The 19,821-nt window shown below is 75.3% G+C and carries 19 protein-coding genes; 9 read left to right on the top strand and 10 right to left on the bottom strand.

The genetic code is table 11. From position 1 onward, the window contains the following. Nucleotides 1-165: 165 nt before the first annotated feature. The gene (gene lnt / locus OYE22_RS01630) at nucleotides 166-1,812 is read right to left on the bottom strand and encodes an apolipoprotein N-acyltransferase (protein WP_277323939.1); all 1,647 of its coding nucleotides are present in this window, start codon (nucleotides 1,810-1,812) and stop codon (nucleotides 166-168) included. 247 nt (nucleotides 1,813-2,059) lie between these two features. Between lnt and OYE22_RS01625 the strand changes: the two genes are divergently transcribed. Together OYE22_RS01625 and OYE22_RS01620 are read left to right on the top strand one after the other, a co-directional pair. Then, on the top strand, nucleotides 2,060-3,199 hold the full coding sequence (locus tag OYE22_RS01625) for a CaiB/BaiF CoA-transferase family protein (protein ID WP_277318706.1): 1,140 nt from the start codon (nucleotides 2,060-2,062) through the stop codon (nucleotides 3,197-3,199). Between the two features lie 128 nt (nucleotides 3,200-3,327). Further along, entirely contained in the window at nucleotides 3,328-3,738 is a 411-nt protein-coding gene (locus tag OYE22_RS01620) for a DUF1992 domain-containing protein (RefSeq protein ID WP_277318705.1), read from the top strand. A 197-nt stretch (nucleotides 3,739-3,935) separates the two neighbouring features. On the opposite strand, the gene OYE22_RS01615 is transcribed toward OYE22_RS01620, so the two are convergent. Next, the gene (locus OYE22_RS01615) at nucleotides 3,936-4,808 is read right to left on the bottom strand and encodes an undecaprenyl-diphosphate phosphatase (protein ID WP_277318704.1); all 873 of its coding nucleotides are present in this window, start codon (nucleotides 4,806-4,808) and stop codon (nucleotides 3,936-3,938) included. A 286-nt stretch (nucleotides 4,809-5,094) separates the two neighbouring features. Beyond that, a complete protein-coding gene (locus OYE22_RS01610) occupies nucleotides 5,095-5,886 on the bottom strand; it encodes a TVP38/TMEM64 family protein (protein WP_277318703.1) in 792 nt (263 codons plus the stop codon). A gap of 705 nt (nucleotides 5,887-6,591) precedes the next feature. Here OYE22_RS01610 and OYE22_RS01605 point away from each other — a divergent pair. Both OYE22_RS01605 and OYE22_RS01600 read left to right on the top strand, forming a co-directional pair. After that, the gene (locus tag OYE22_RS01605; RefSeq protein WP_277318702.1) at nucleotides 6,592-7,761 is read left to right on the top strand and encodes a GTP-binding protein; all 1,170 of its coding nucleotides are present in this window, start codon (nucleotides 6,592-6,594) and stop codon (nucleotides 7,759-7,761) included. 144 nt (nucleotides 7,762-7,905) lie between these two features. Then, nucleotides 7,906-8,763 carry a fused MFS/spermidine synthase gene (locus tag OYE22_RS01600; protein WP_277318701.1) on the top strand — a complete coding sequence of 286 codons (858 nt, stop codon included), beginning with the start codon at nucleotides 7,906-7,908 and terminating at the stop codon, nucleotides 8,761-8,763. Here OYE22_RS01600 and OYE22_RS01595 read toward each other — a convergent pair. Next, nucleotides 8,756-10,111 (bottom strand): MFS transporter, encoded by a 1,356-nt coding sequence (locus OYE22_RS01595; RefSeq protein ID WP_277318700.1) that lies wholly within the window; start codon nucleotides 10,109-10,111, stop codon nucleotides 8,756-8,758. The genes OYE22_RS01600 and OYE22_RS01595 overlap by 8 nt on opposite strands. A 69-nt stretch (nucleotides 10,112-10,180) precedes the next feature. Then, entirely contained in the window at nucleotides 10,181-11,320 is a 1,140-nt protein-coding gene (locus OYE22_RS01590; RefSeq protein ID WP_277318699.1) for a hypothetical protein, read from the bottom strand. A gap of 82 nt (nucleotides 11,321-11,402) precedes the next feature. Between OYE22_RS01590 and OYE22_RS01585 the strand changes: the two genes are divergently transcribed. Further along, a complete protein-coding gene (locus tag OYE22_RS01585; protein WP_277318698.1) occupies nucleotides 11,403-11,855 on the top strand; it encodes a DUF4442 domain-containing protein in 453 nt (150 codons plus the stop codon). 73 nt (nucleotides 11,856-11,928) lie between these two features. Here OYE22_RS01585 and OYE22_RS01580 read toward each other — a convergent pair whose 3' ends face one another. After that, the gene (locus OYE22_RS01580) at nucleotides 11,929-13,167 is read right to left on the bottom strand and encodes an MFS transporter (protein ID WP_277318697.1); all 1,239 of its coding nucleotides are present in this window, start codon (nucleotides 13,165-13,167) and stop codon (nucleotides 11,929-11,931) included. Nucleotides 13,168-13,533: 366 nt separating this feature from the next. Beyond that, complete coding sequence (locus tag OYE22_RS01575; RefSeq protein ID WP_277318696.1) at nucleotides 13,534-14,097, bottom strand: TetR/AcrR family transcriptional regulator; 564 nt, start codon at nucleotides 14,095-14,097, stop codon at nucleotides 13,534-13,536. Nucleotides 14,098-14,180: 83 nt separating this feature from the next. On the opposite strand from OYE22_RS01575, the gene OYE22_RS01570 reads away from it, so the two are divergent. Further along, nucleotides 14,181-14,597: a DoxX family protein gene (locus tag OYE22_RS01570; RefSeq protein WP_277318695.1), complete on the top strand. Its 417-nt coding sequence runs from the start codon at nucleotides 14,181-14,183 to the stop codon at nucleotides 14,595-14,597. Between the two features lie 151 nt (nucleotides 14,598-14,748). On the opposite strand, the gene OYE22_RS01565 is transcribed toward OYE22_RS01570, so the two are convergent. Continuing rightward, on the bottom strand, nucleotides 14,749-15,309 hold the full coding sequence (locus tag OYE22_RS01565; RefSeq protein ID WP_277318694.1) for a gamma carbonic anhydrase family protein: 561 nt from the start codon (nucleotides 15,307-15,309) through the stop codon (nucleotides 14,749-14,751). 126 nt (nucleotides 15,310-15,435) lie between these two features. Further along, nucleotides 15,436-16,275, bottom strand: coding sequence for a VOC family protein (locus tag OYE22_RS01560; protein ID WP_277318693.1), 840 nt, complete (start codon nucleotides 16,273-16,275; stop codon nucleotides 15,436-15,438). Nucleotides 16,276-16,733: 458 nt separating this feature from the next. Here OYE22_RS01560 and OYE22_RS01555 point away from each other — a divergent pair, with 458 nt between their 5' ends. Together OYE22_RS01555 and OYE22_RS01550 are read left to right on the top strand one after the other, a co-directional pair. Beyond that, entirely contained in the window at nucleotides 16,734-17,510 is a 777-nt protein-coding gene (locus tag OYE22_RS01555) for an acyltransferase (RefSeq protein ID WP_277318692.1), read from the top strand. 226 nt (nucleotides 17,511-17,736) lie between these two features. Continuing rightward, nucleotides 17,737-18,291, top strand: a complete 555-nt coding sequence (locus OYE22_RS01550) for a YbaK/EbsC family protein (RefSeq protein WP_277323938.1) — start codon at nucleotides 17,737-17,739, stop codon at nucleotides 18,289-18,291. A gap of 163 nt (nucleotides 18,292-18,454) precedes the next feature. Here the strand turns inward: OYE22_RS01550 and OYE22_RS01545 are convergent, their stop codons facing one another. Beyond that, the gene (locus tag OYE22_RS01545; RefSeq protein WP_277318691.1) at nucleotides 18,455-18,862 is read right to left on the bottom strand and encodes a CoA-binding protein; all 408 of its coding nucleotides are present in this window, start codon (nucleotides 18,860-18,862) and stop codon (nucleotides 18,455-18,457) included. A 145-nt stretch (nucleotides 18,863-19,007) separates the two neighbouring features. Here OYE22_RS01545 and OYE22_RS01540 point away from each other — a divergent pair, with 145 nt between their 5' ends. After that, nucleotides 19,008-19,643, top strand: coding sequence for a YigZ family protein (locus tag OYE22_RS01540; RefSeq protein WP_277318690.1), 636 nt, complete (start codon nucleotides 19,008-19,010; stop codon nucleotides 19,641-19,643). Nucleotides 19,644-19,821: the final 178 nt, after the last annotated feature.

Raw genomic sequence — 19,821 nt, 5'->3', positions numbered from 1 at the left:
CGCGCGGCGGGCCGGCTCTGCCCGACGCGTGCGGCGGGCCGGCTCCGCTGCCCCGCGTCGCGGGCCGACTCCGCCGACTGTCCTCCGCCGGCTCTGCCCCCGTCCTCGTCCTCGTCCCCGCCCCCGACCCCGGCTCCGACTGCGGGGCCGGCGCCCCGCCGACGCTCAGGAGCCCACCGGGCTGCCCCTGTCCCGGCGCTCGGGTGCCGGGTCCACGGAGCGACCGGCGCGGGTGCGCCGGTGGTGCGCCCGGCCGCCCGTTGCCACCGCGGCCACCAGCAGCGCCGCGACCGCCCCGTACGCCGGCCAGTCGCCGTACCGCACGTACGGACTGGTGCCCGAGGCCAGCGGGACGTCGTAGACGGCCGCCGCGCTGCGCCGGGTGCCGAGCCGGCCGCCGACGGGCGTGCCGCGCGGGCCGAAGACGGCGCTGACGCCGGTCAGCGTGGCGTGCGTGGTGGGGCGCCAGGTCTCGGCGGCGCGCAGCGCGGCCAGCGCGGCGTGCTGTTCGGGGGCCCAACTGTGCTGGAAGGAGGAGGTGGCGGACTGCGCGACCAGGAGCTGCGCCCCGTCGCGGACCAGTCGCCGGCTCATGTCGGGGAAGGCCGACTCGAAACACACCAGTGGCCCGAGCCGGAGCCCGCCGGCGCTCGAGGGAGCGGGCGCCGCGCCGGCTCCCGCGCCCGCGTGGCGGGCGGCTGGGCGCCCAGCGCTCACGCCCGGCACGCGCATCACCACCGAGCGCGCCCCGCGCCTGCGATCCTCGTTCGCCGCCTGGCCGATCGAGGTGGCCCAGCCGAGGACGGAACGGGCCGGGACGTACTCGCCGAAGGGGACCAGCCGCATCTTGTCGTAGCGGTCGCCGGTCGGCCCCCGCCGGCCCACCAGTACCGAACTCTTGTAGACGCCGGGCTGGCCGGCCTGCTTGGCGTCCACGTTGACCAGCAGCTCAGCGCCCACGTCACGGGACAGGGCCGCCAGCCGTCGCCGCAGGTCAGGCCGCTCGCGCAGGTCGCTGCCGACGCTTGACTCCCCCCATACGACCAGTCTTACGCCGCGCCCGGCCAACCCCCGGGTCAGTTCCTCCTGGCGGTCGAAGCGACGGTTGCTGCCGTCGATCATGCCGGGCTGCACGACGGCGACGCGTACCGTGCCCGCTGGCCGCGGCGCCGGCGACCAGGCCCACACCCCGGCGACGCCCGTGGCACAGCCGGCCAGCCCCGCGACGGCGACCCTGCGGGCCCCGGGCAGTGCCAGGAGGACGACCAGCCCGGTGTTCACCGCGACGACCAGCAGGCTGGCCAGCCAGACGCCGCCGATCGACACCAGCCGCAGCGCGGGCTCGACCTGCCACTGACTGGCCCCCAGCAACCCCCACGGCCCCCCGAGGTACTGCCAGGACCTGATCAGCTCCACCAGCAGCCAGCCGGCGGGCAGCAGCACCAGCGCGCCGGCCGCCCGCCGCCCGCCCGCCGCACCGGGGCCGAGCAGCCGGCGCACCAGCCACCCCCACGGCGCCCACAGCAACCCGAGCCCGACCGCCACGACCACGATGAACACGTGCAGGAGCGGCAGCAGCCAGTGGTGCACCGCCAGCAGGAAGCCGGCGCCGCCCAGCCAGCCCTCGCACGCCGCCCGGCGGCCCGTGGGCGCCGAACGGATGAGCAGCAGCCAGGGCACCAGGGCGCCGTAGGCCAGCCACCACAGACCGGGGGCGGGGAACGCCAGCGCGGGCAGCGCCCCGGCCGCCGGGGCCGCGACCGTACGGCCCCAACGCGAGGCGAGGAAGGAGTGTGCGCGGGCCCGTGGCATCAACACCTCGCGGGTCTCTCGTCCGGCCGGGGCACCAGTGTGCGCGCGGAGCCGGTCGCGCACCCGGCGAACGTCGCGCCCCTACCCGGCCCGGGGTGCGGAACCCGCACGGGCCGGACGGGCCCGGGCTCCGCCGGCGTCGAAGGCCCCGGTGCCGGTGAGGGGCGGGACGCCGCACGATGGCGGTACGGACCGGAACCGGTGCGCGGACGGGTGTCCGGGCGCCGCACAGGAGGGAGTTGACCGCATGTTGCCTCTCGAGGGCATCACCGTAGTCTCGCTCGAACAGGCGGTGGCCGCCCCGTACGCCACCCGGCAGTTGGCCGATCTGGGCGCCCGGGTGATCAAGGTGGAGCGGCCCGGCGGTGGGGACTTCGCGCGCGACTACGACCGCGAGGTCATGGGCCAGTCGGCGTACTTCGTGTGGTGCAACCGGGGCAAGGAGAGCGTGGTGCTCGACCTCAAGGACGCCACCGACCGGGCCCTGTTCGACCGGTTGCTGGAAGCCGCCGACATCTTCGTGCAGAACCTCGGGCCCGGCGCCGCCGACCGGCTCGGCCTCGGTGCCGACGCGCTCCGCGAGCGCTGGCCACGACTGATCGTCTGCGGCATCTCCGGCTACGGGGACCGTGGCCCCTACCGCGACCGGAAGGCGTTCGACCTGCTGGTGCAGTGCGAGACCGGGTTGGTGGCGGCGACCGGTACGGAGGCGGCGCCCGCCCGCGCCGGGATCTCCGTCGCCGACATCGCGGCGGCCATGTACGCGTACACCGGCGTGCTCACGGCGCTGTACGAGCGCGAGCGCACCGGCCGTGGCAGCGCCTTCGACGTCGCGATGCTCGACGCGCTCGGCGAGTGGATGGGGCAGCCGCTGTTCCACGGGACGTACGGGGCGGGCCCATTGCCGCGCAGCGGCGCCCGGCACCCCTCGATCGCCCCGTACGGGCCCTACCGGGCGGGCGACGGCCGCGAGGTGTTCCTGTGCGTGCAGAGCGACCGGGACTGGGTTGAGCTGTGCGCGCGGGTCCTGGGACGGCCCGACCTGACCCGCGATCCCAGGTTCACCGACAATCCGCTGCGCCGCGCGCACGACGCGGAGCTGACCGAGGTGCTGCACGCGGCCTTCGCCGACCTGACCGCCGACGAACTGCTGGCCCGGCTCGACGCGGCGGGCATCGCCAACGCGCGGTTGCGCGGCGTGCCCGAGTTCGCCGAGCACCCGCAGTTGGCCGCCCGCGACCGGTGGCGCGCCTTCGACACGCCGGCGGGGCCACTGCGCGGACTGCTGCCGCCGGTCACGGTGCGCGGACGGGAGGCGCGCATGGGCGCGGTGCCGGCGCTCGGCGCGCACACGGAGGCGGTCCGGGCGGAGTTCGGGCAGCGGTGAGCGCGGGGTCCGAGCGGGGCGGCGCGGGCGTACGTCGGGCGACCTCGGTGCGCCGCCCGGCGCCCGGGCGCGTCTCTTACCCTCGGTAGTACGCCAGGTAGTACCCCGACGCGTCGAGGGAGAGCCGCATGACCGAGCGCAAGCCACCCGGTGTCGACTTCGAGAGCTTTGTCGACAAGCAGATTCGGGAGGCCGCCGAACGGGGCGAGTTCGAGCGGTTGCCCGGCTTCGGCAAGCCCCTCGACCGTCCGGACGCGCCCTACGACGAGTCCTGGTGGATCAAGGAGAAGATGGCCCGCGAGCAGCTCTCGTTCCTGCCGCCGAGCCTGGCCCTGCGCAAGGAGGCCGAGGACGCGCGGGAGGCGGCGACGAAGGCACCATCCGAGCGGATGGCCCGGCGCATCGTCGAGGAGATCAACGAGAAGATCCGCGCGGCGCTGGCCCGCCCGCCGGAGGGCCCGCCGCTCAACCTCGTGCCGTACGACGTCGAGGACGTGGTGGCGAGCTGGCGCGCCGGGCGTGAGCACCGGACTCCCTGACCGCCGCGTTGCCGAACCGCCCGCGCCCCTCACCGCCCGTGCCCTCATCCCGTCGTGCGCCCGTACGGGCGCGGGCGCACGACGCCCCGTCCGCGGCCTGACGGCGCGGGCGGGGCGTGGGTGGAGCGGGCGGGAGGGGGACCTCGATACGGGCGTCGGACCCGGCCCCCACCGCTGGCCGCGGCCGGCTACGGCACCTAGTCGCCCGACTCGCCCGCGTGCGGGCTCAGGACGTCGAAGCCGACGAGGGCGAAGAGGACCAGGCCGAGCAGCACGCGGTAGTACACGAACGGCATGAAGCTCTTCGTCGAGATGAACCGCATGAACCAGGCGATGACCGCGTACCCCACGACGAACGCGATGACCGTCGCGAAGATCGTCGGGCCCCAGGACACGTGGCCCTGGCCGGCGTCCTTCAGCTCGAACGCGCCCGAGGCCAGCACGGCGGGGATGGCCAGCAGGAACGAGTAGCGGGCCGCGGCCTCGCGGGTGTAGCCGAGGAAGAGGCCACCGCTGATGGTCGCGCCGGACCGGGAGACGCCGGGCACCAGCGCCATGGCCTGGCAGATGCCGTACAGCAGGCCGTCCCGCGTGGTCAGCTCGTCCAGGCCCTTGCGGTGCTTGACCGCCCGGTGCCGGCCACCCGTCTCGTCACGGGCCGCCAGCCGGTCCGCTATGGCGAGCACGATGCCGAGCACCACCAGCGTCGTCGCGATCAGCCGCAGGTCGCGGAACGGGCCGTCGATCGCGTCCTGGAGCGTCAGGCCGAGCACGCCGATGGGGATCGATCCGACGATGACCAGCCAGCCCATCTTGGCGTCGTGGTCGGAGCGTAGCCGCTTGTTGAACAGCGACCGGCACCAGGCGGAGACGATCCGCGCGATGTCCTTGCGGAAGTAGATGATCACCGCGGCCTCGGTGCCGATCTGGGTGATCGCGGTGAAGGCCGGACCCGGATCGTTCCATCCGGCGAACGCCGCCGTCAGCCGCAGATGGGCACTGGAGGAGATCGGCAGAAACTCGGTCAAGCCCTGGACGAGTCCGAGGATGAAGGATTCAAACCAAGACATCGATATCTATGCCATCCAAATGCTGATCACGTTCTGACCAGCAAGGATGCGGGTCAAGGGCGGTTTCTGGGCAGGCGTGCGACGCGCGTGCGCGGGCGCGGTCATGCGGGCGTTGGTCTGGCCGGACTCATGCTGGCTTTCGCTGAGTGAGCTGACGGGACACCGGTGGGGCTGCGCGGCCGGCAGGGTCACGGCCCGACCACGATCATCCACCAGTCAGGGGGCAGCGTAGCGTCCGTTCATGAAGGCGTGGACAGAGCCCTCTGCTCCCCGCTCCCGCGAGCGGTCACGCGCCCGGCGCCGTGGCGGCCCTGGGCGCGTTCTCCCGCACCTCGCGGGCCTCCTCCCGCGCCGCGGACGCCTCGGGTGCCGGCGCGGGGCGGCCGCGCAGCTTCGCTCGCTTGCGCCAGGCGACCAGCACGGCGGCCAGCCCGGTGACGGCGATGAAGGCCATCGAGATGAGGAAGACGGGCGAGGTGGGCGTCGAGGCGCGGCTGCCCGCGATGACGTAGGCGGCCGTGTTCGGCACGCTGCCAAGCCCCGTCGCCAGCAGGAACGGCAGCCAGCCCATCCGGGAGATCGCCGCGCAGTAGTTCGCGGCGGCAAAAGGGACGCCCGGGAACAAGCGTAGCGCCAGCATCGAACGGAAGCCGTGGTCGCTCAGTTGCCGGTCGGCCATCGCCAACGGGCGGGCCCGCAGCAGTGGTCGTAGCGCCTCCTGTCCAAGGAGTCGGCCCAGGCCGAAGGCGATGCCCGCGCCGAGCACGGTCCCGGCCACCGCCGCCGGCAGCCCCGCCTGGCTGCCGAACAGGGCCCCGGCCGCGAGGTTCAGCAGCGGTCTCGGCACCAGGGCCGAGGTGCACAGCCCGTACGCGGCCGCGAACACCACCACGGCGGTCGCCCCCGACATATGGGGTGGCCAGCCGTCGCGTATCAGTCGCTGCGGTTCGAGGACGAGCACCGCCGTGCTCGCGCTGACCAGGAGCAGGATGAGCAGGCCGAGCCTGGCGCGCGGGGACAGCAACGCCCGGGCGCACCACGCGAGGCGGCGAGGAGACTGCGCGGCAGGTTCGAACACCGCTGGAGCGTAACCGACGTCGGTGTGTCCCGGGTGTCCCGTGAACGCCACCGAAGAAAACCCGAGGGGCCGGAACGACCCCGCGACCCGGCCCGCCATGGGGCGTCTGGGACACGAGGGCCGTCAGTTGTCAGCGAGGCCATCGGGGTGACGAGGGAACGGGGCCGGCAGTGCGAGGGGGCGGCGCGAGGGGCTGGGCGCCCGGGGGCCGCGGGGCGGCCCGGGCCCTCGGGGCCGCGGAACGCGGGATGTCCCCTTGGCCGCGCGGCCGAGCTGGGAAAACCGCTCGACCGGGCCCGGGGCGAGGGACATGATCAGGCCCATGGTCCGGTATGCCCCGCACGCGCTCGTGGCCGCAGCCGCGTACGTCGTCGGAGCTGCCCTCACCCCCCTCCCAGCCGCCCCGCCCACGCCCACGGGCGGCGTACGAAGCTGACCCTCCCCGACGATCTCTGTGGACCCCGCAGCGGGAGGGTTGGTCCGGCACAGGGGTCCGCGCCAGCCGACTGATCCGTCCGCCGCATCGCCAGCCCGCCTCCCGCGCCACGCCCGTCCCCGCCCGCCGCGCCCGGCACGCCTCGGGGCACGCCCGTGGCGCGGGCGCACGGGCCCAACGAACCGGTCGCGGGCCGCTTACGGCGTACCGCGTCGCTCCTCCCACCGGGCCCGACACCTCGGGCCCCCTCCGTTCCACGAAAGGAACCCATGTCCACGCAGACGCCCGTGCTCGCCAAGCCGCACCTCAACATCGCCACCCTGGGCCACGCCCGCCACGGCAAGACCACGCTCACCGAGGCCATCACGCGCGTGCTCGGCGCGCGGACCGCCTCCGACGTCGCACCGCCCGCGCGCAGCGACCGCGCGCTGGACGCCGCGGCGCGCGGCGCGCTCAAGAGCACGCGCGTCGAGTACGAGACCGGTACCCGCCACTACGCCCACCGGGACATGCCCGGCGAAGCCGCCGCCGTCGAGCACGTGATCAGCGGGGCGGCGCAGCTCGACGGGGCGATCCTCGTCGTCTCGGCCCTCGCCGGCGTCCAGGCCCAGACCGTCGAGCACGTGCTCATCGCCCGACAACTCGGCGTCGAACACCTCGTCGTCGCCCTCAGCCAGGTGGACGCCGGTGAGGAGGCGACGATGGAGCGCGCCGAGCGGGAGATCCGCGCGCTGTTGGACGCGCACGGCTACCCGGTCGGCACCACGCCCGTCATCCGGGTCTCGGCGCTCCGGGCGCTGGAGGGCGCCCCGAGGTGGATCGGCACCATCGAGGCGCTGCTGGACGCGGTGGACACCGTGGTGCCCACGCCGGAGCGCCACCCTGGCGAGCCGTTCCTGCTACCGGTGGACCACGCGCTGCCGCGCGCCGGCGAGGGCTCGGTGATCTCCGGGACCATCGAACGCGGCACGGTGCGCAGCGGGGACCGGGTGCAGGTCGTCGGCCCCGACGTCGAGATGGCGGTGGCCGGCCTGGAGATCTTCGGCAGACGGCTGAGCCGGGCCGAGGCGGGCGACCCCGTCGCGCTGTTGCTGCGCGGCGTCCCGCACGCCGTGCCGCGCCGGGGCGACCTGGCCGCCGCCCCCGGCAGCCTGACGCCGCGGCGCCGGTTCACGGCGCACGTCCACGTCCTCCCGGGGGCGCGCGGCGGGCGGGCCGAGCCGTTCGCGACCGGGTACCGCCCGGAGTTCTTCCTGCGGACGACCCACGTCCTCGGCGCGATCAACACGCCGGGAGCGCGCGCGGCCCGCCCCGGCGACACCCTCACGCTGGGGGTCGAGCTGAGCCGCGCCACCCCCGTCCAACCTGACCTGCGCTTCGTCATCCGGGACGGCGGCCGGACAGTGGGCGCGGGCACGGTGCTCACGATCGAGGGCTGAGCGCCGGCGCGCGGGCCGCCCACGCGCCGGCGCCCTCGGCCCCGCTCCGTGGTTCCACGGGCACCATGGCTCCGTCGTCCCCGTGAGCCACGGAGCGAGGCGCGCTGGTACGGGGCGGCGCGGGCACGGCCGCACAATGGGGGAGTGGACGACCGGATACCCGTGAGCCGTGCCGTGGACTTCGGCGCCGCCAAGCTGCTGCCCGACGTGGACCGCCCGCACGGCTGGCTGCTGACCGTGGACGACGCCCCGCAGTCGTACGTGGACCTCGCCGACCCGCTGCACCTGGAGTTCGAGTACGCGCGACGGCTCGGCCACGTGCTGGACACGGCCGGCCGGGGCGACGCGGAGCCGGCCGCCGCGCTGGACGTGCTGCACCTCGGTGGCGGGGCGCTGACGCTGCCGCGTTACGTCGCCGCCACCCGGCCCGGCTCGCGCCAGCGGGTGGTCGAGGCCGACCGGGCGCTGCTCGGTCTCGTCGCCGAGGTACTGCCGCTGGACCTGGACCACGCGGTCGAGGTGGTGGCGGCCGACGCGCGCGAGGCGCTCGAGCGGGCCGACGACGCGTCGGCCGACGTGATCGTCGCCGACGTCTTCGGCGGCTCGCGGGTGCCCGCGCACCTGACCTCCGTCGAGTACGCCCGGCAGGCCGCCCGCGTCCTGCGCCCCGACGGGCGGTACGCGGCCAACGTGGCGGACGGGGCACCGTTCGACTTCCTGCGCTCCCAGGTCGCGACGCTGGCCGCCGTCTTCGCTCACGTGTGCCTGATCGCCGAGCCCGGGGTGCTGCGGGGCCGTCGGTTCGGCAACGCGATCCTGGTGGCCGGCGACCGACCGCTGCCGCACGCCGCGCTCGCCCGCCGCGCCGCCGCCGACCCCTTTCCCGCGCGGGTCGCCGACGGCGCCGCGCTGGAGCGCCTGGTGGCCGGGGCCGAACCGGTGTGGGACGCGGCGGCGACGCCCTCGCCCGTGCCGCCGAGCGGGGCGTTCAGTATCAGTTGAGCGCCGGGCGCCCGTCCGCGCCCGCCCCCTCCGTACCCTGGTCCTCCGCCGGGCCGGCGACCGGGGTGGCGCCCGGTGGCATTGCCGGCGCGGGGGCCGTGGCGGCGGGCCGGGGAGCGTCGGTGCGGCGCTGGAGTCGGCGTACGTCCGGCACCAGGAGCACCGCGGCCGTCAGCAGCACGACCAGGGCCGCGCAACCCCACAGCGCGGCGGAGCGGCCGACCAGGTGCTCGGTCGGGCCGGCGAGCGCCGTGGCCACCGGGAGCATGGCCACCGACCCGAACCAGTCGTACGCCGAGACCCGCGAGAACCTGTCCTCCGGGATCTCCTGATGCAGCGTCATCATCCAGCAGACCCCGAAGACCTCCACGGTGACCCCGCTCAGAAACATGATCGAGGCAAGGCCCACCATCGGCAGCGGCACGGCAAGCGCGGCCGACGGCAGGGCGAGCGGAAAGACGCACACGGTGCCGACCAGCAGCATGCGACGCGGGCGCCAACGGGTCATCAGCAACCCGCCGACCAACGTGCCGGCCCCGAACGCGGCCAGCGCGACGCCCCAGGGCCTGGCCCCGCCCAGATGGTCCTCGGCGACCTGCGGTCCGTACACCGACTGCGCCGCCGCGACCACGGCGTTGACCACCGCGAACTGCCCCACGATGCTCCACAGCCACGGCCGTCCCGCGACCTCGCGCCACCCCTCGGCCAACTCGCGCAGCAGCCCGCCCCCGGGTGCGCGGGCGGGCGCGCCGCTGACGTCGAGGAACGCCCGCAGCGCGCCGGCGAGGGCGAACGCGGCGGCGTCGATGGCCAGCACCCACCCCGGTCCGACGGCGGTGATCAACACGCCGCCCAGCGCCGCGCCGCCGATGTTCGCGCCGTTGACGCCCATCCGGAAGAACGCGAACGCCCGGCTGGCCTGCTCCCCGGTGACCGAGCTGAGCACCATCCCCTCGGCCGCGGGGGCGAAGAACGCCTGGCCGGTGCCGCCCACTCCGGCGAGCACGGCCATCTGCCACAGTGCCGCGTCACCGGTCAGCACCAGGGCCGCGAAGGCGCCCTGGGACAGGCAGTTCAGGGTGTTCGCGGCCACCATCACCCGGTGCCGGGGCAGCCGGTCCGCGACGGCCCCGCCGATCAGCAGGAACAGCACGAGGGGGGCGGTACGGGCGGCGGCGACCAGACCCACGTCGGTGCCGTCGCCACCCGCGTCCAGAACCGCGAACGCCGCCGCGATGAGGGCCCCGGAGTTCCCGAGGCCCGTCACCACGGCGGCGGTCGTGAGGAGCGTGTAGTTGCGTCCGGTCCAGGCCGGGCGGCGGTGCGGGGTGGCGGGGGGAGTGGTCACAGGCGGACTATTCCCGGGGGTGGGTCCCCCTGCCAATCCGTTTACCGGCGACCCGTCGTACGGGCGCGGTCAGCCGTTCGACTTGAGCGGGCGCAGCGTGCTCTTGATCTTCTCGATGGTCTCGTTCGGCAACTCGTCCTTGACGCCGGTCGCGGCGTGCAGGACCCACAGCGCGTAGTCGCCGTTGACGTCGGTGTAGGCCACCGTGAAGGACTTGCCGTCACTGGAGCACTTGTCGGTCTTCTTCACGCCGGTGACCGTCGCGGAGGCGGCGTAACCCTTGAGCCCGTGGTCGCTCTGGAACGGCTTGGCCTTGGTGACCTTGCGCTGGCCGGTCTGCTTCTGGTCGTAGCCGGCGAACACCCAGTTCTCGGCCTCGATCTCGGCCGCGCTCGCCTCGCTCTTGGCGCCCAGCGCGCCCTTGGTGCCGACGCCGCCGAGGTCGCTGGTGTCCGGGCGGGTGCTGCCCTCGACCTTGACCGAGCACGCGTCCTGCTTGTACTTGGCCGGGCTGGACATGATGACGAGCGGCTTGCCCTTGTCGCTCTCGAAGCCGACCGACAGGCCCGCCGACTCGACCTTCCAGTCCGCGGTGTCCGGGACGTCGAAGGCCACGTGCCGCTTGGCGCTGATGACCGTCTTCCAACCCGGGATCACGGGCTTGGCGGCGGGGTCGCCGCTGCGCGGGTTGTCCGAGCCGCCACGCGGGTTGTCGGGCCCGCCGCTCGGCGCCTGTGAGCCCCCCGGCTGCTGGGACGGGGCGGAGGCCGACGGCTTGGGCGACTCCTTCGCGCTGTCCTTCTTGTCGTCCCCGTCGTCGCCGGAGAAGATCACCACGCCGGCGACGGCGGCGGCGGCCACCACGGCCAACGCCGTGACGATCGCGATGGCCTTCTTCCGCTTGTCACCGCCGCCCTGCGGGGGCTGCGGGGCGCCCGGCCCGGCCGGCGCGTTCCACGCCTGCGGCGGCGGGGTCTGCTGCGGATAGCCCGGCTGCTGGTAGGCGCCCTGGTGCGGGGCTCCGGGCGGCCCGGGTTGCGCGCCGGGCGGCGGCACCGGCTGCTGGTACGGGTTGGGTTGCCCCGGCGCCGGGGTCTGGTACGGACCCGGTTGCCCCGGCGGTCCGGTCTGCTGGTACCCCGGCTGTTGGTACGGGTTCTGGTCCTGCGGGTTCTGCTCGCCCCCGGGCGGCTGCTGTCCTGGCCACATGGCGAGTAACCATAGAGGGGCCGTCTGCGGGCTGCTACGTCCGCCCTTCCCACAAGTTCCTACCCGCTGGTAACTTTCGGGCATGTCAGAGACCATGCCGTCGATCGGCGAGATGCTCACGGCCAGCGTGCCGATGGTTCGTACGCTCCGTCTCGAATTCGTCGAGACGAGCGCCGAGCGCGCCGTCCTGCGCCTGCCGGACCAGCCCGACTACCACAACCACATCCAGGGGCCGCACGCCGGCGCGATGTTCACCCTGGCCGAGTCCGCGAGCGGGGCGATCGTGATGGCCGCCTTCGGCGACCAGCTCTCGCGTGCGGTGCCGCTCGCCGTACGGGCCGAGATCGGGTACAAGAAGGTCGCCAAGGGCGTCGTCACCGCGACCGCGGAGCTCGGACGCCCGATCGCCGACGTGGTCGCCGAGTTGGACGCCGGCGGGCGGCCCGAGTTCCCGGTGCGCGTCGAGATCACCCGCGAGGACGGCGCCGTCAGCGGCGAGATGTCGATCACCTGGACGCTCCGCCCGAACGCCTGATGGGCGCCCGCGACCGGGCCACCGCCAGCCAGCGGCGTGGCGGCGGCCCGGCACGCCGATACCGCGCGCCCCCTCAGCGCCCGCCCCGGGTGACGGTCGCTGACGCGCCCGGGACGCGCGCCGTCGCCAGCGCGAAGGCCAGGGCGACGATGGCGACCCCGCAGGCGACGGCGCACACGGTGCCCACGCCGGTGGGCAGGGTGGCGCCGCCGACCAGGGTGCCGAGGCCGATGCCCAGATAGATGCAGGAAGAGTTGAGCGAGACCGCCAGGGGCGCCTCTCTCGGGGCCGCCGCGATCAGGCGGCGCTGCTGCGCCGGGGTCTGGCACCACGTACTCGCCCCCCAGCCGACCATCACGAGGCCGACCAGGGCGGACGGCGGGGAGTGGGCCGAGGCCAGCCAGCCGAGCCCGCCCAGCGAGATCGCCATGGTGAGGTACCCGGCCGTCAGAACGCGGGTCGATCCCCAGCGGTCGGTGCCGAACCCGGAGGCGAAGTTGCCGAGCACCGCGCCGAGCCCGTACAGGAAGAGCATCCACACGTGCCGGGAGTCGGCCACGCCCACCGCGCCCAACGCCTCCACGCTGTACGCGTACACGGTGTAGCTGGCTCCCATGCCGAACACGGTCAGCGGCAGCACGGCCAGCACGGCGGGTTGGCGAAGGGCCGTCAGGCGGGCGCGGAGCGGGACCCGGGGGCTGCCGGGCAGCGACGGCATGATCCGGGCGACGCCGGCCGCGACCGCCAGGCACAGGGCGGCCACCAGGCCGAGCGCCCAGCGCCAGCCGAGCGCCCCGCTGGCCACCTGGCCCAGCGGCACGCCCAGGGCGGTGGCGACGGTGAGCCCGCCGACGACCACCGCCAGCGAACGGGCGCGGAGTTCGGGCCGCACCAGCGCCGCGCTGGCCGCGCCGGCGCCCGGCGTGTACGCGGCGGCGCCTGCGGCGGCCAGGACGCGGGAGAGGATCAGCGTCCGGAAGTCGGGGGCGAGCGAGGAGCCCAGATTGGCGAGGCCGAGCAGGATCAGGGCGCCGACCAGCAGGGTTCGCCGCGACAGCGGCGCGGTCAGCGTGGCCAGTACGGGCGACAGCACGGCGTAGGCGGCGGCGAACACCGTGATCGACTGTCCGGCGGTGGCCGTCGAGACGTGCAGCGAGCGGGCCATGTCCGGGAGGAAGCCGGCGACCACGAAGGCGTCGGTCCCGACGGCGAAGGTGCCGAGCGCCAGGACGAACGTGGCGGCGAGGCCGCCCCCGGCCCGCGTCGCCTCGGCGGCGGGCCTGCCCGCGGCCGTAACCGGGACATCAGACATCCAGATTCTCCCTGTGGGTGTGCGCCGCGCGACAGGTCGTCGGCGTGTGGCTGGGTGGTGGGTGGTGGCGGGTGGTTGGCGCCGTGGGCGGTTGGGCCGTCGGGTGCGGAACGTCGGCGCGGGTGGCGGTAGGGGCGTCGCGTGCCGCGATGCCTCCGGGTGCGGGGGTGGGGCGGCGAAACGGGGTGAGGGCGGGCGGAGTTGGCGGCCGCGAACGCCTCACCTCGCAACCTGGATATTACACATCCTGATTCGGCTGGGGTGTGGTTCCCGGAAGCTGGTGTGGTTCCCGGGGAGAGACGCCGCGTTGGCGTGTGTGGGTTCGAAGTGCGGGCCCATCGCTGGCGGGCCCGCGCTCCGGTCGGGTCAGGGTTGCTGGAAGAGCTGGCTGAGAACGCGTCGTGCCAGGGCTTCGAGGTCGCCATCCGTGGTGGTGGGCAGGGCGCCGCTGAGCCACAGGGCGGCGAAGCCGTGCGCGACGGACCACGCGGCGAGTTGGGTCGCCTCGGTGTCCTCGTCGCGCGGGTGGCTCGGGCGGGCCGAGAGGGCGGTGGTCAGCGCGCGGTCGGCCCGCTCGCGCGCGGCGGCCACCTCCGGGTCGTCGGGGTGGTACAGGCCGGGCTGGAACATGACCTCGAAGTGCGCCCGGTGCTCGATGGCGAAGCGCACATAGGCCACGCCGCTGTCCAGCAGGTCCCCGCCGGCGGCGCCGAGCGCGTCGGCCAACATGGCGTACCCCTCGGCGGCGAGTGCCGTGAGGAGCCCCGCCTTGTCGCCGAAGTGGTGCGCGGGCGCGGCGTGCGATACGCCCGCGCGGCGCGCCAGGTCGCGCAGGCTCAGCGCCGTCGGGCCCTTGTCGGCGATGGCCGCGGCGGTGGCCGTGAGCAGGGCGCGGCGCAGGTCTCCGTGGTGATACGACCGTTCCGTCATGTCCCCACCCTATCTTTCCATTGACAAGATGGGGTGCCCCGGACGCATCTTGACAGTGGAAAGTTCGACCGATGGAGGCCATCATGGAACCGTTCGTGGCCCTGGTCGTCGGGTTCTGCGCGGCGCGCCTGGCCGGCTTGCTCGGAGTGTCGGCGCTCGACGCCTGGTACCCCGCACTGTGCGTGGGGCTCGCGGTGATGTTCCTGTTCACCGCGCTCGCCCACTTCCACCCGGCGCCGCGGGCCGACCTCATCGCCATGGTCCCGCGCCCCGACCTGCTGGTCACGCTCACGGGTGGGCTGGAGATCGCCGGCGCGATCGGGCTGCTGGTCCCGGCGTTGTCGCGATGGGCGGCGGCCGGCCTCGCCCTGCTGATGATCGCCCTGTTCCCGGCCAACGTCTCCGCCGCCCGCCGCCAGGTGGCCCAGGGCGATCCGCTCGGCCGGCGCACCCTCTTCCAGGCCGTCTACGTCGGGGCCGCGACGCTCGTGGCGCTGTGAGGGACCCACGGGCGGGCAGCCCGACCGACGGCGTACGCCCCCGCGGGAGGGGGCGTACGCCGTCCGTCGGCCGAGCCACGGCGGCCCGCGCGTGCGCGAGGGACGACAGGCGGCCCGGGGGCCCGGCGGTCGCCGCCGTGGTGGTGGCGCGCTATCGGGCGGCGTCGGTGTCAGTGGGGGCGGGCCCACCCAGGGCGGCGGCGTGCTGGCGCGCGAGGTCGACGTACACCTCGGAGTTGGCCCGCATGCCCGCGCGCTCCTCGTCCGTCAGCGGGCGTCGGACCTTGGCCGGTACGCCGGCGACGAGCGAGCCGGGCGGCACCCGCATCCCCTGCGGGACCAGCGCCTGGGCGGCCACGAGAGAACCGGCGCCGACCACGGCCCCGTTCAGCACCGTGGCGCCCATGCCGATCAGGCAGTCGTCCTCGACGGTGCAGCCGTGCAGCACGGCGTTGTGGCCCACCGTCACGCGCTCGCCGACCGTCACCGGGAAGCCGGGGTCCACGTGCACGGTGCAGTTGTCCTGCACGTTGCTGCCCGCGCCCAGGGAGATGGGGCCGCAGTCGGCCCGCAGCACCGCGTTGTACCAGACGCTCGAACCGGCCCCCAGCGTCACCTCGCCCAGCACCACCGACGACGGCGCGACGAACACCTCCGCGCCCACCCGCGGTGCCTTGCCGCCGAACGCCGCGATCAGTGCCTGCTGTGCCATCGGGATCTCCTCCACGGGACTCGGTGCGCGAACACCGCACGGTATCCGCGCGCCGACGTGAAGATCCACGGGGCTGGGCGCTCCGCCGCGCGGGCTGCGGCGGAGCGTCGACCCGGGACGGGCGGCCTACGCGGGAGGGGCGTCCGGTGCGGTGGGGGTGGGCTCCTTCGGCCGGTCGCGGACCGAGGTGACCGTGAACAGCCCGCCGTCCGGGTCCCGCAGGGTCGCCTCGTACCCGTGCGCGCCGACCCGTGGCGGCTGCACCACCGAGCCGCCGCCGGCGACCGCGGCCTTCATCGACGTGTCCACGTCCGAGCAGGGGAAGTACACGTGCCAGCGGGGTCGGATGCTCGGGTCGGGGGCCTCCTCGATGGCGCCGCCGCGCAGCCCGGCCACGGCGTGCGTCCCGTCGCTGACCAGTACCTGGCCCTGCGTGTAGTCCACCTCGCACCCCGCCTCGCCGGGCACGGCCCAGCGCAACACCTCCCCGTAGAAGATGGCGGCCGCGAACGCGTCGCGAGTGCGTAGTTCGAGCCAGGCCGGGGCGCTGCCACGCCCCACCGCCCAGTGCAGGACCGTCCCCTCCCAGATCCCGAAGACCGCCCCGTCGAGGTCGGCGGCGAGCGCCGCGCGGCCGTGCGCGAAGCGCAGCGGGCCGACCGCGACCGTGGCCCCGCGCTCGCGGACGCGGGCCGTCACGTCGTCGGCGCTGGCGACCGCGAAGTACGGCGTCCAGGAGACGGGCACGTGCAGGGTGTGGGCGAGCGCGCCGAGCCCGGCGACCGGGCGGCCGTCGAACAGCGCGACCGAGAACTCGCCGCCCAGCATGCCGGGTTGGTACGTCCAGCCGAGGACGGCGCTGTAGAAGTCCTGGGCGGCTGTGAGGTCACGGGCCATCAGGCTCACCCAGCACGGGGCGCCCGGCACCGCGTGTCGGGCGGCCGGCTCGTGCGCGGAGACCGACATGAGATTCTCGCCTCACTCCCGTCCCCGATGGACCTGCCCCGGGGACCCGCTCGCTGTGACCATCGCCCGCCCCGTCGGTCACCTTGCCAGTTCGGCCCGGGGGACGCATGTCGGCTCGCCCGTACGCCGCAGCCGTCCCGCCGGCCCGCCACGGTGCCACCCGCCCTGGCGCCGGGACCCGGGCGCGGCGGCGCTCGGCGGGGGAGGTGAGCACGCCGCGCCCGGACCGCACGAGTGCCCCGGGGTGCCGGGTTCAGTCCGGCGGGCGCCGGCGAAACGAGCCGGGGCGCCGACGCCGGAGCGCGCGGGCGCGCGACCCACGGCGCGGGCGGGGCGCGCGCCGTGGCGGTGCCCCGCGCCGACGCCCGGCGGCCCGGCCCCGGACCCGGCCGCCGCGTCCGCGAAGCGTCGAGGGGGCCGGCCTGGGCACCGTCGCTACTGGTGAGTACGGTAGGCGGGTGCCCCTCCATCGACACGTGTTCTCCTCGCTCGACGCCTGGCGGCGCCGCGCGGCCTCACGCGCGGTGCACCGCGGCTGGCGCTGGATGCAGCAGACCGGCGCGGTGACCGCCGAGCGCCCCGGGCCCTACCGGTTCCGGCGGATCGGCCCCGGCACCCGGCTGGCGTTCCCGCTGGGCACGGTGTTCGGCGAGGGCTGGATCGAACTGGGCGACCACTGCGTCATCGGCGAGGGGGTCACCCTGGCCGCCGGCATGCTGCCGGGGCTCGACCTGGGCCCGGACCCGGTGCTGCGGGTGGGGCACGGCGTGGTGCTCGGACGGGGCACGCACGTGGTGGCGTCGGTGCCGGTGGAGTTCGGGCGGGACGTCTTCTGCGGCCCGTACGTCTACGTCACCAGCGACAACCACGCCTACGACGACCCCGCCCAGCCCATCGGCAAGCAGTGGCCGCGCAGCGCCCCGGTCAGCATCGGCGCCGGGAGTTGGCTCGGCGCCGGCGCCGTGGTCCTGCCCGGCGCCCGTCTCGGCCGCAACGTGGTGGTCGCGGCCGGCGCGGTGGTACGCGGCGAGGTGCCCGACCACGCGGTGGTGGCCGGCGCGCCGGCCAAGATCGTGCGCCGCTGGGACGCGGAGGCGGGCTGGCAGCCGCCGCTGCGCACACCGGCCCCGATGCCGGTCCCCGAGGGGGTTACGCACGAGCAACTGCTGGCGCTCGGCGTCCTGCCGCCGCAGCCCGCGCCGCCCGACGCACGGGACGTGCCGGCCGACCGCTGAGCGTCCGCCCGGCACCGACGGGCCGCCGGCCACCGGCTCGGCCCACCGGTGCGCGTCGGGGTCGGTCGCGGCATGAGGCGACCTGGGAGGGGCCGGGCTCCGCGCTCGGCGACGGGCTCGCTCTTCCGGGGCGGTCGACCGGGCGCGCGGTGGAGCGGGGGTGGCCGGGGTGGGTTCGCCGCCATCTGCCGCTGCCACGGGGGCTGTTAGCTTGATGCGCATGAGCATGCGCACGCCCCACGAGGCGTTCACCGAAGTCCGCCCCGCGACCGAATGTCTGGATCTGCTGGTGCCGCCCGTCGCCGACGCGGTGCGCGGCTGGAGCGGCCCGGTGCCCGTCGACGAGGTGCGATACGTGGACACCGACCCGGCCGTCGCCGACACGGCCACGCTCGTGGAGACCCACGGGCCCTGGCTCCTTGAGTTCTCCGCGAACTGCGTCATCGTGGCGGGCAAGCGCGGCGGGGCGGTCACGCTCGCCGCCTGCGTGGTGCCCTCCGCCACCCGCGTCGACGTCAACGGCGTCGCACGGCGGGAACTCGACGCGCGCAAGGCGTCCTTCGCCGCCCGGGAGACGGCGATCGGCGCGACGGGCATGGAGTTCGGCGGCATCACCCCGGTGGGGCTGCCCGCCGACTGGCCGCTTCTGGTGGACGCGGCCGTCGCCGACATCCCGTACGTGTTGCTGGGCAGCGGGAGCCGGCGGGGCAAGCTCATCGTGCCGGGCAAAGCGCTGCCCGGGCTGCCCGGCGCGCGGGTGCTGGAGGGGCTCGGCGGCTGAGCGCGAGGCGCGCGGGCCCGCGGCGGCACCGGCCCGGCGGGCCCGCCACCACGGTGCCCGCTCGGCCCGGCCCGGCGTCCCCGTACGCGCGCCGCCGCCCCGTACCAGGGAACCCGACCCGTACGCACGGTCCCCGCCCGTGCGCGCGCCGCCGCCCCCGCGCTCAGCTCAGCCGGGGGATCTCGATCGCCGGGCAGCGGTCCATGACCATGGCGAGGCCCGCGGCGCGCGTGCGCGCGTACGCCTCCGGGTCGATGACGCCGAGTTGGAACCAGACCGCCTTGGCGCCGATGGCCACCGCCTCGTCCGCGACCGGGCCCGCGAGCCGGGAGTTGACGAAGACGTCGACGACGTCGACCGGGAAGGGGATGTCGGCCAGCGTCGCGTACCCCCGCTCGCCGTGCACCGTCTCCGCCTTGGGGTGGACCGGAACCACGCGCTTGCCGAACCGCTGCAACACCCGGGCCACGCCGAAGGCCGCCCGGTCCTCGTTGGCGGACAGGCCCACCACGGCCCAGGTGTCGCCGGACTCCCGCAGGATCGTGCGAACCGTCTCATCGTCTGCGTACATGTCCGCTCAACCACCCCCACCCACCAGCCATTCCCCGGCCGCGCCCGCGCGCGCCGTCGCGGGGGCGCCCCCAGGCCGGGCGACCCCCGCGCGCGTCCGCCCGCCCCGGCGGGGGCGGACGGCGGGCGCGACATAGGCTGGCGAGATGGCTGAGCAGTACCGCACGGTGGCCCGCGAGGGCGTGCACGAGATCGAGATCAACAAGTCCCGCTTCCGCTGCGCGCTGGCGCCCGCGGCGACCGAGCGGGAGGCGCAGGAGTTCGTCGAGCGCGTCCGCCGCGAACACTCCACCGCCACCCACAACTGCTTCGCCTACGTCATCGGCGCCGACGGCGGTGTCCAGCGGGCCAGCGACGACGGGGAGCCGGGCGGCACCGCCGGCGTGCCGATGCTCCAGATGCTGGTGCGCCGCGAGGTGCGGTACGTCGCCGCCGTCGTCACCCGCTACTACGGCGGGGTCAAGCTGGGCGCCGGCGGGCTGATCCGGGCCTACGGCGGCGTGGTGGGGGAGGCCCTGGACGTTCTCGGCACCGTGGTGCGCCAGCGGTACCGACTCGTCACCGTCGTCACCGACCACCAGCGGGCCGGGAAGCTGGAGAACGACCTGCGCGCCATGGGGCGCGCGGTGCGCGAGGTGCGCTACGGCGAGGGCGTGACCATCGAGGTCGGGCTGCCGGGCGCCGATCTCGAGGCGTTCCGCGCCTGGCTCGCGGACAGCACGGCGGGCACCGCGCGCCTGGAGATCGGCGACGAGGTGTACGGCACGGCCCCCGGCGCCTGAACCGTCCCGGCCCCGGCCCCGCCGGCCCGTCCCGGCCCACCGTCCTGCCTCATCGGCCGCTCCCGCCCGCCGCCCCGCGCCACTCGCCCGCCCCGCACCCGCCGTCAGGCCGTACGCTTGCGGCTGCCCTCCCGGCACGCACGCCCGGCGCGGGTGAAAAGCTGAGCCCCGCAGGGAA

The organism is Streptomyces sp. 71268 (assembly GCF_029392895.1).
Lineage (GTDB): Bacteria > Actinomycetota > Actinomycetes > Streptomycetales > Streptomycetaceae > Streptomyces.
This window is presented reverse-complemented; position numbering and strand designations above follow the sequence as displayed.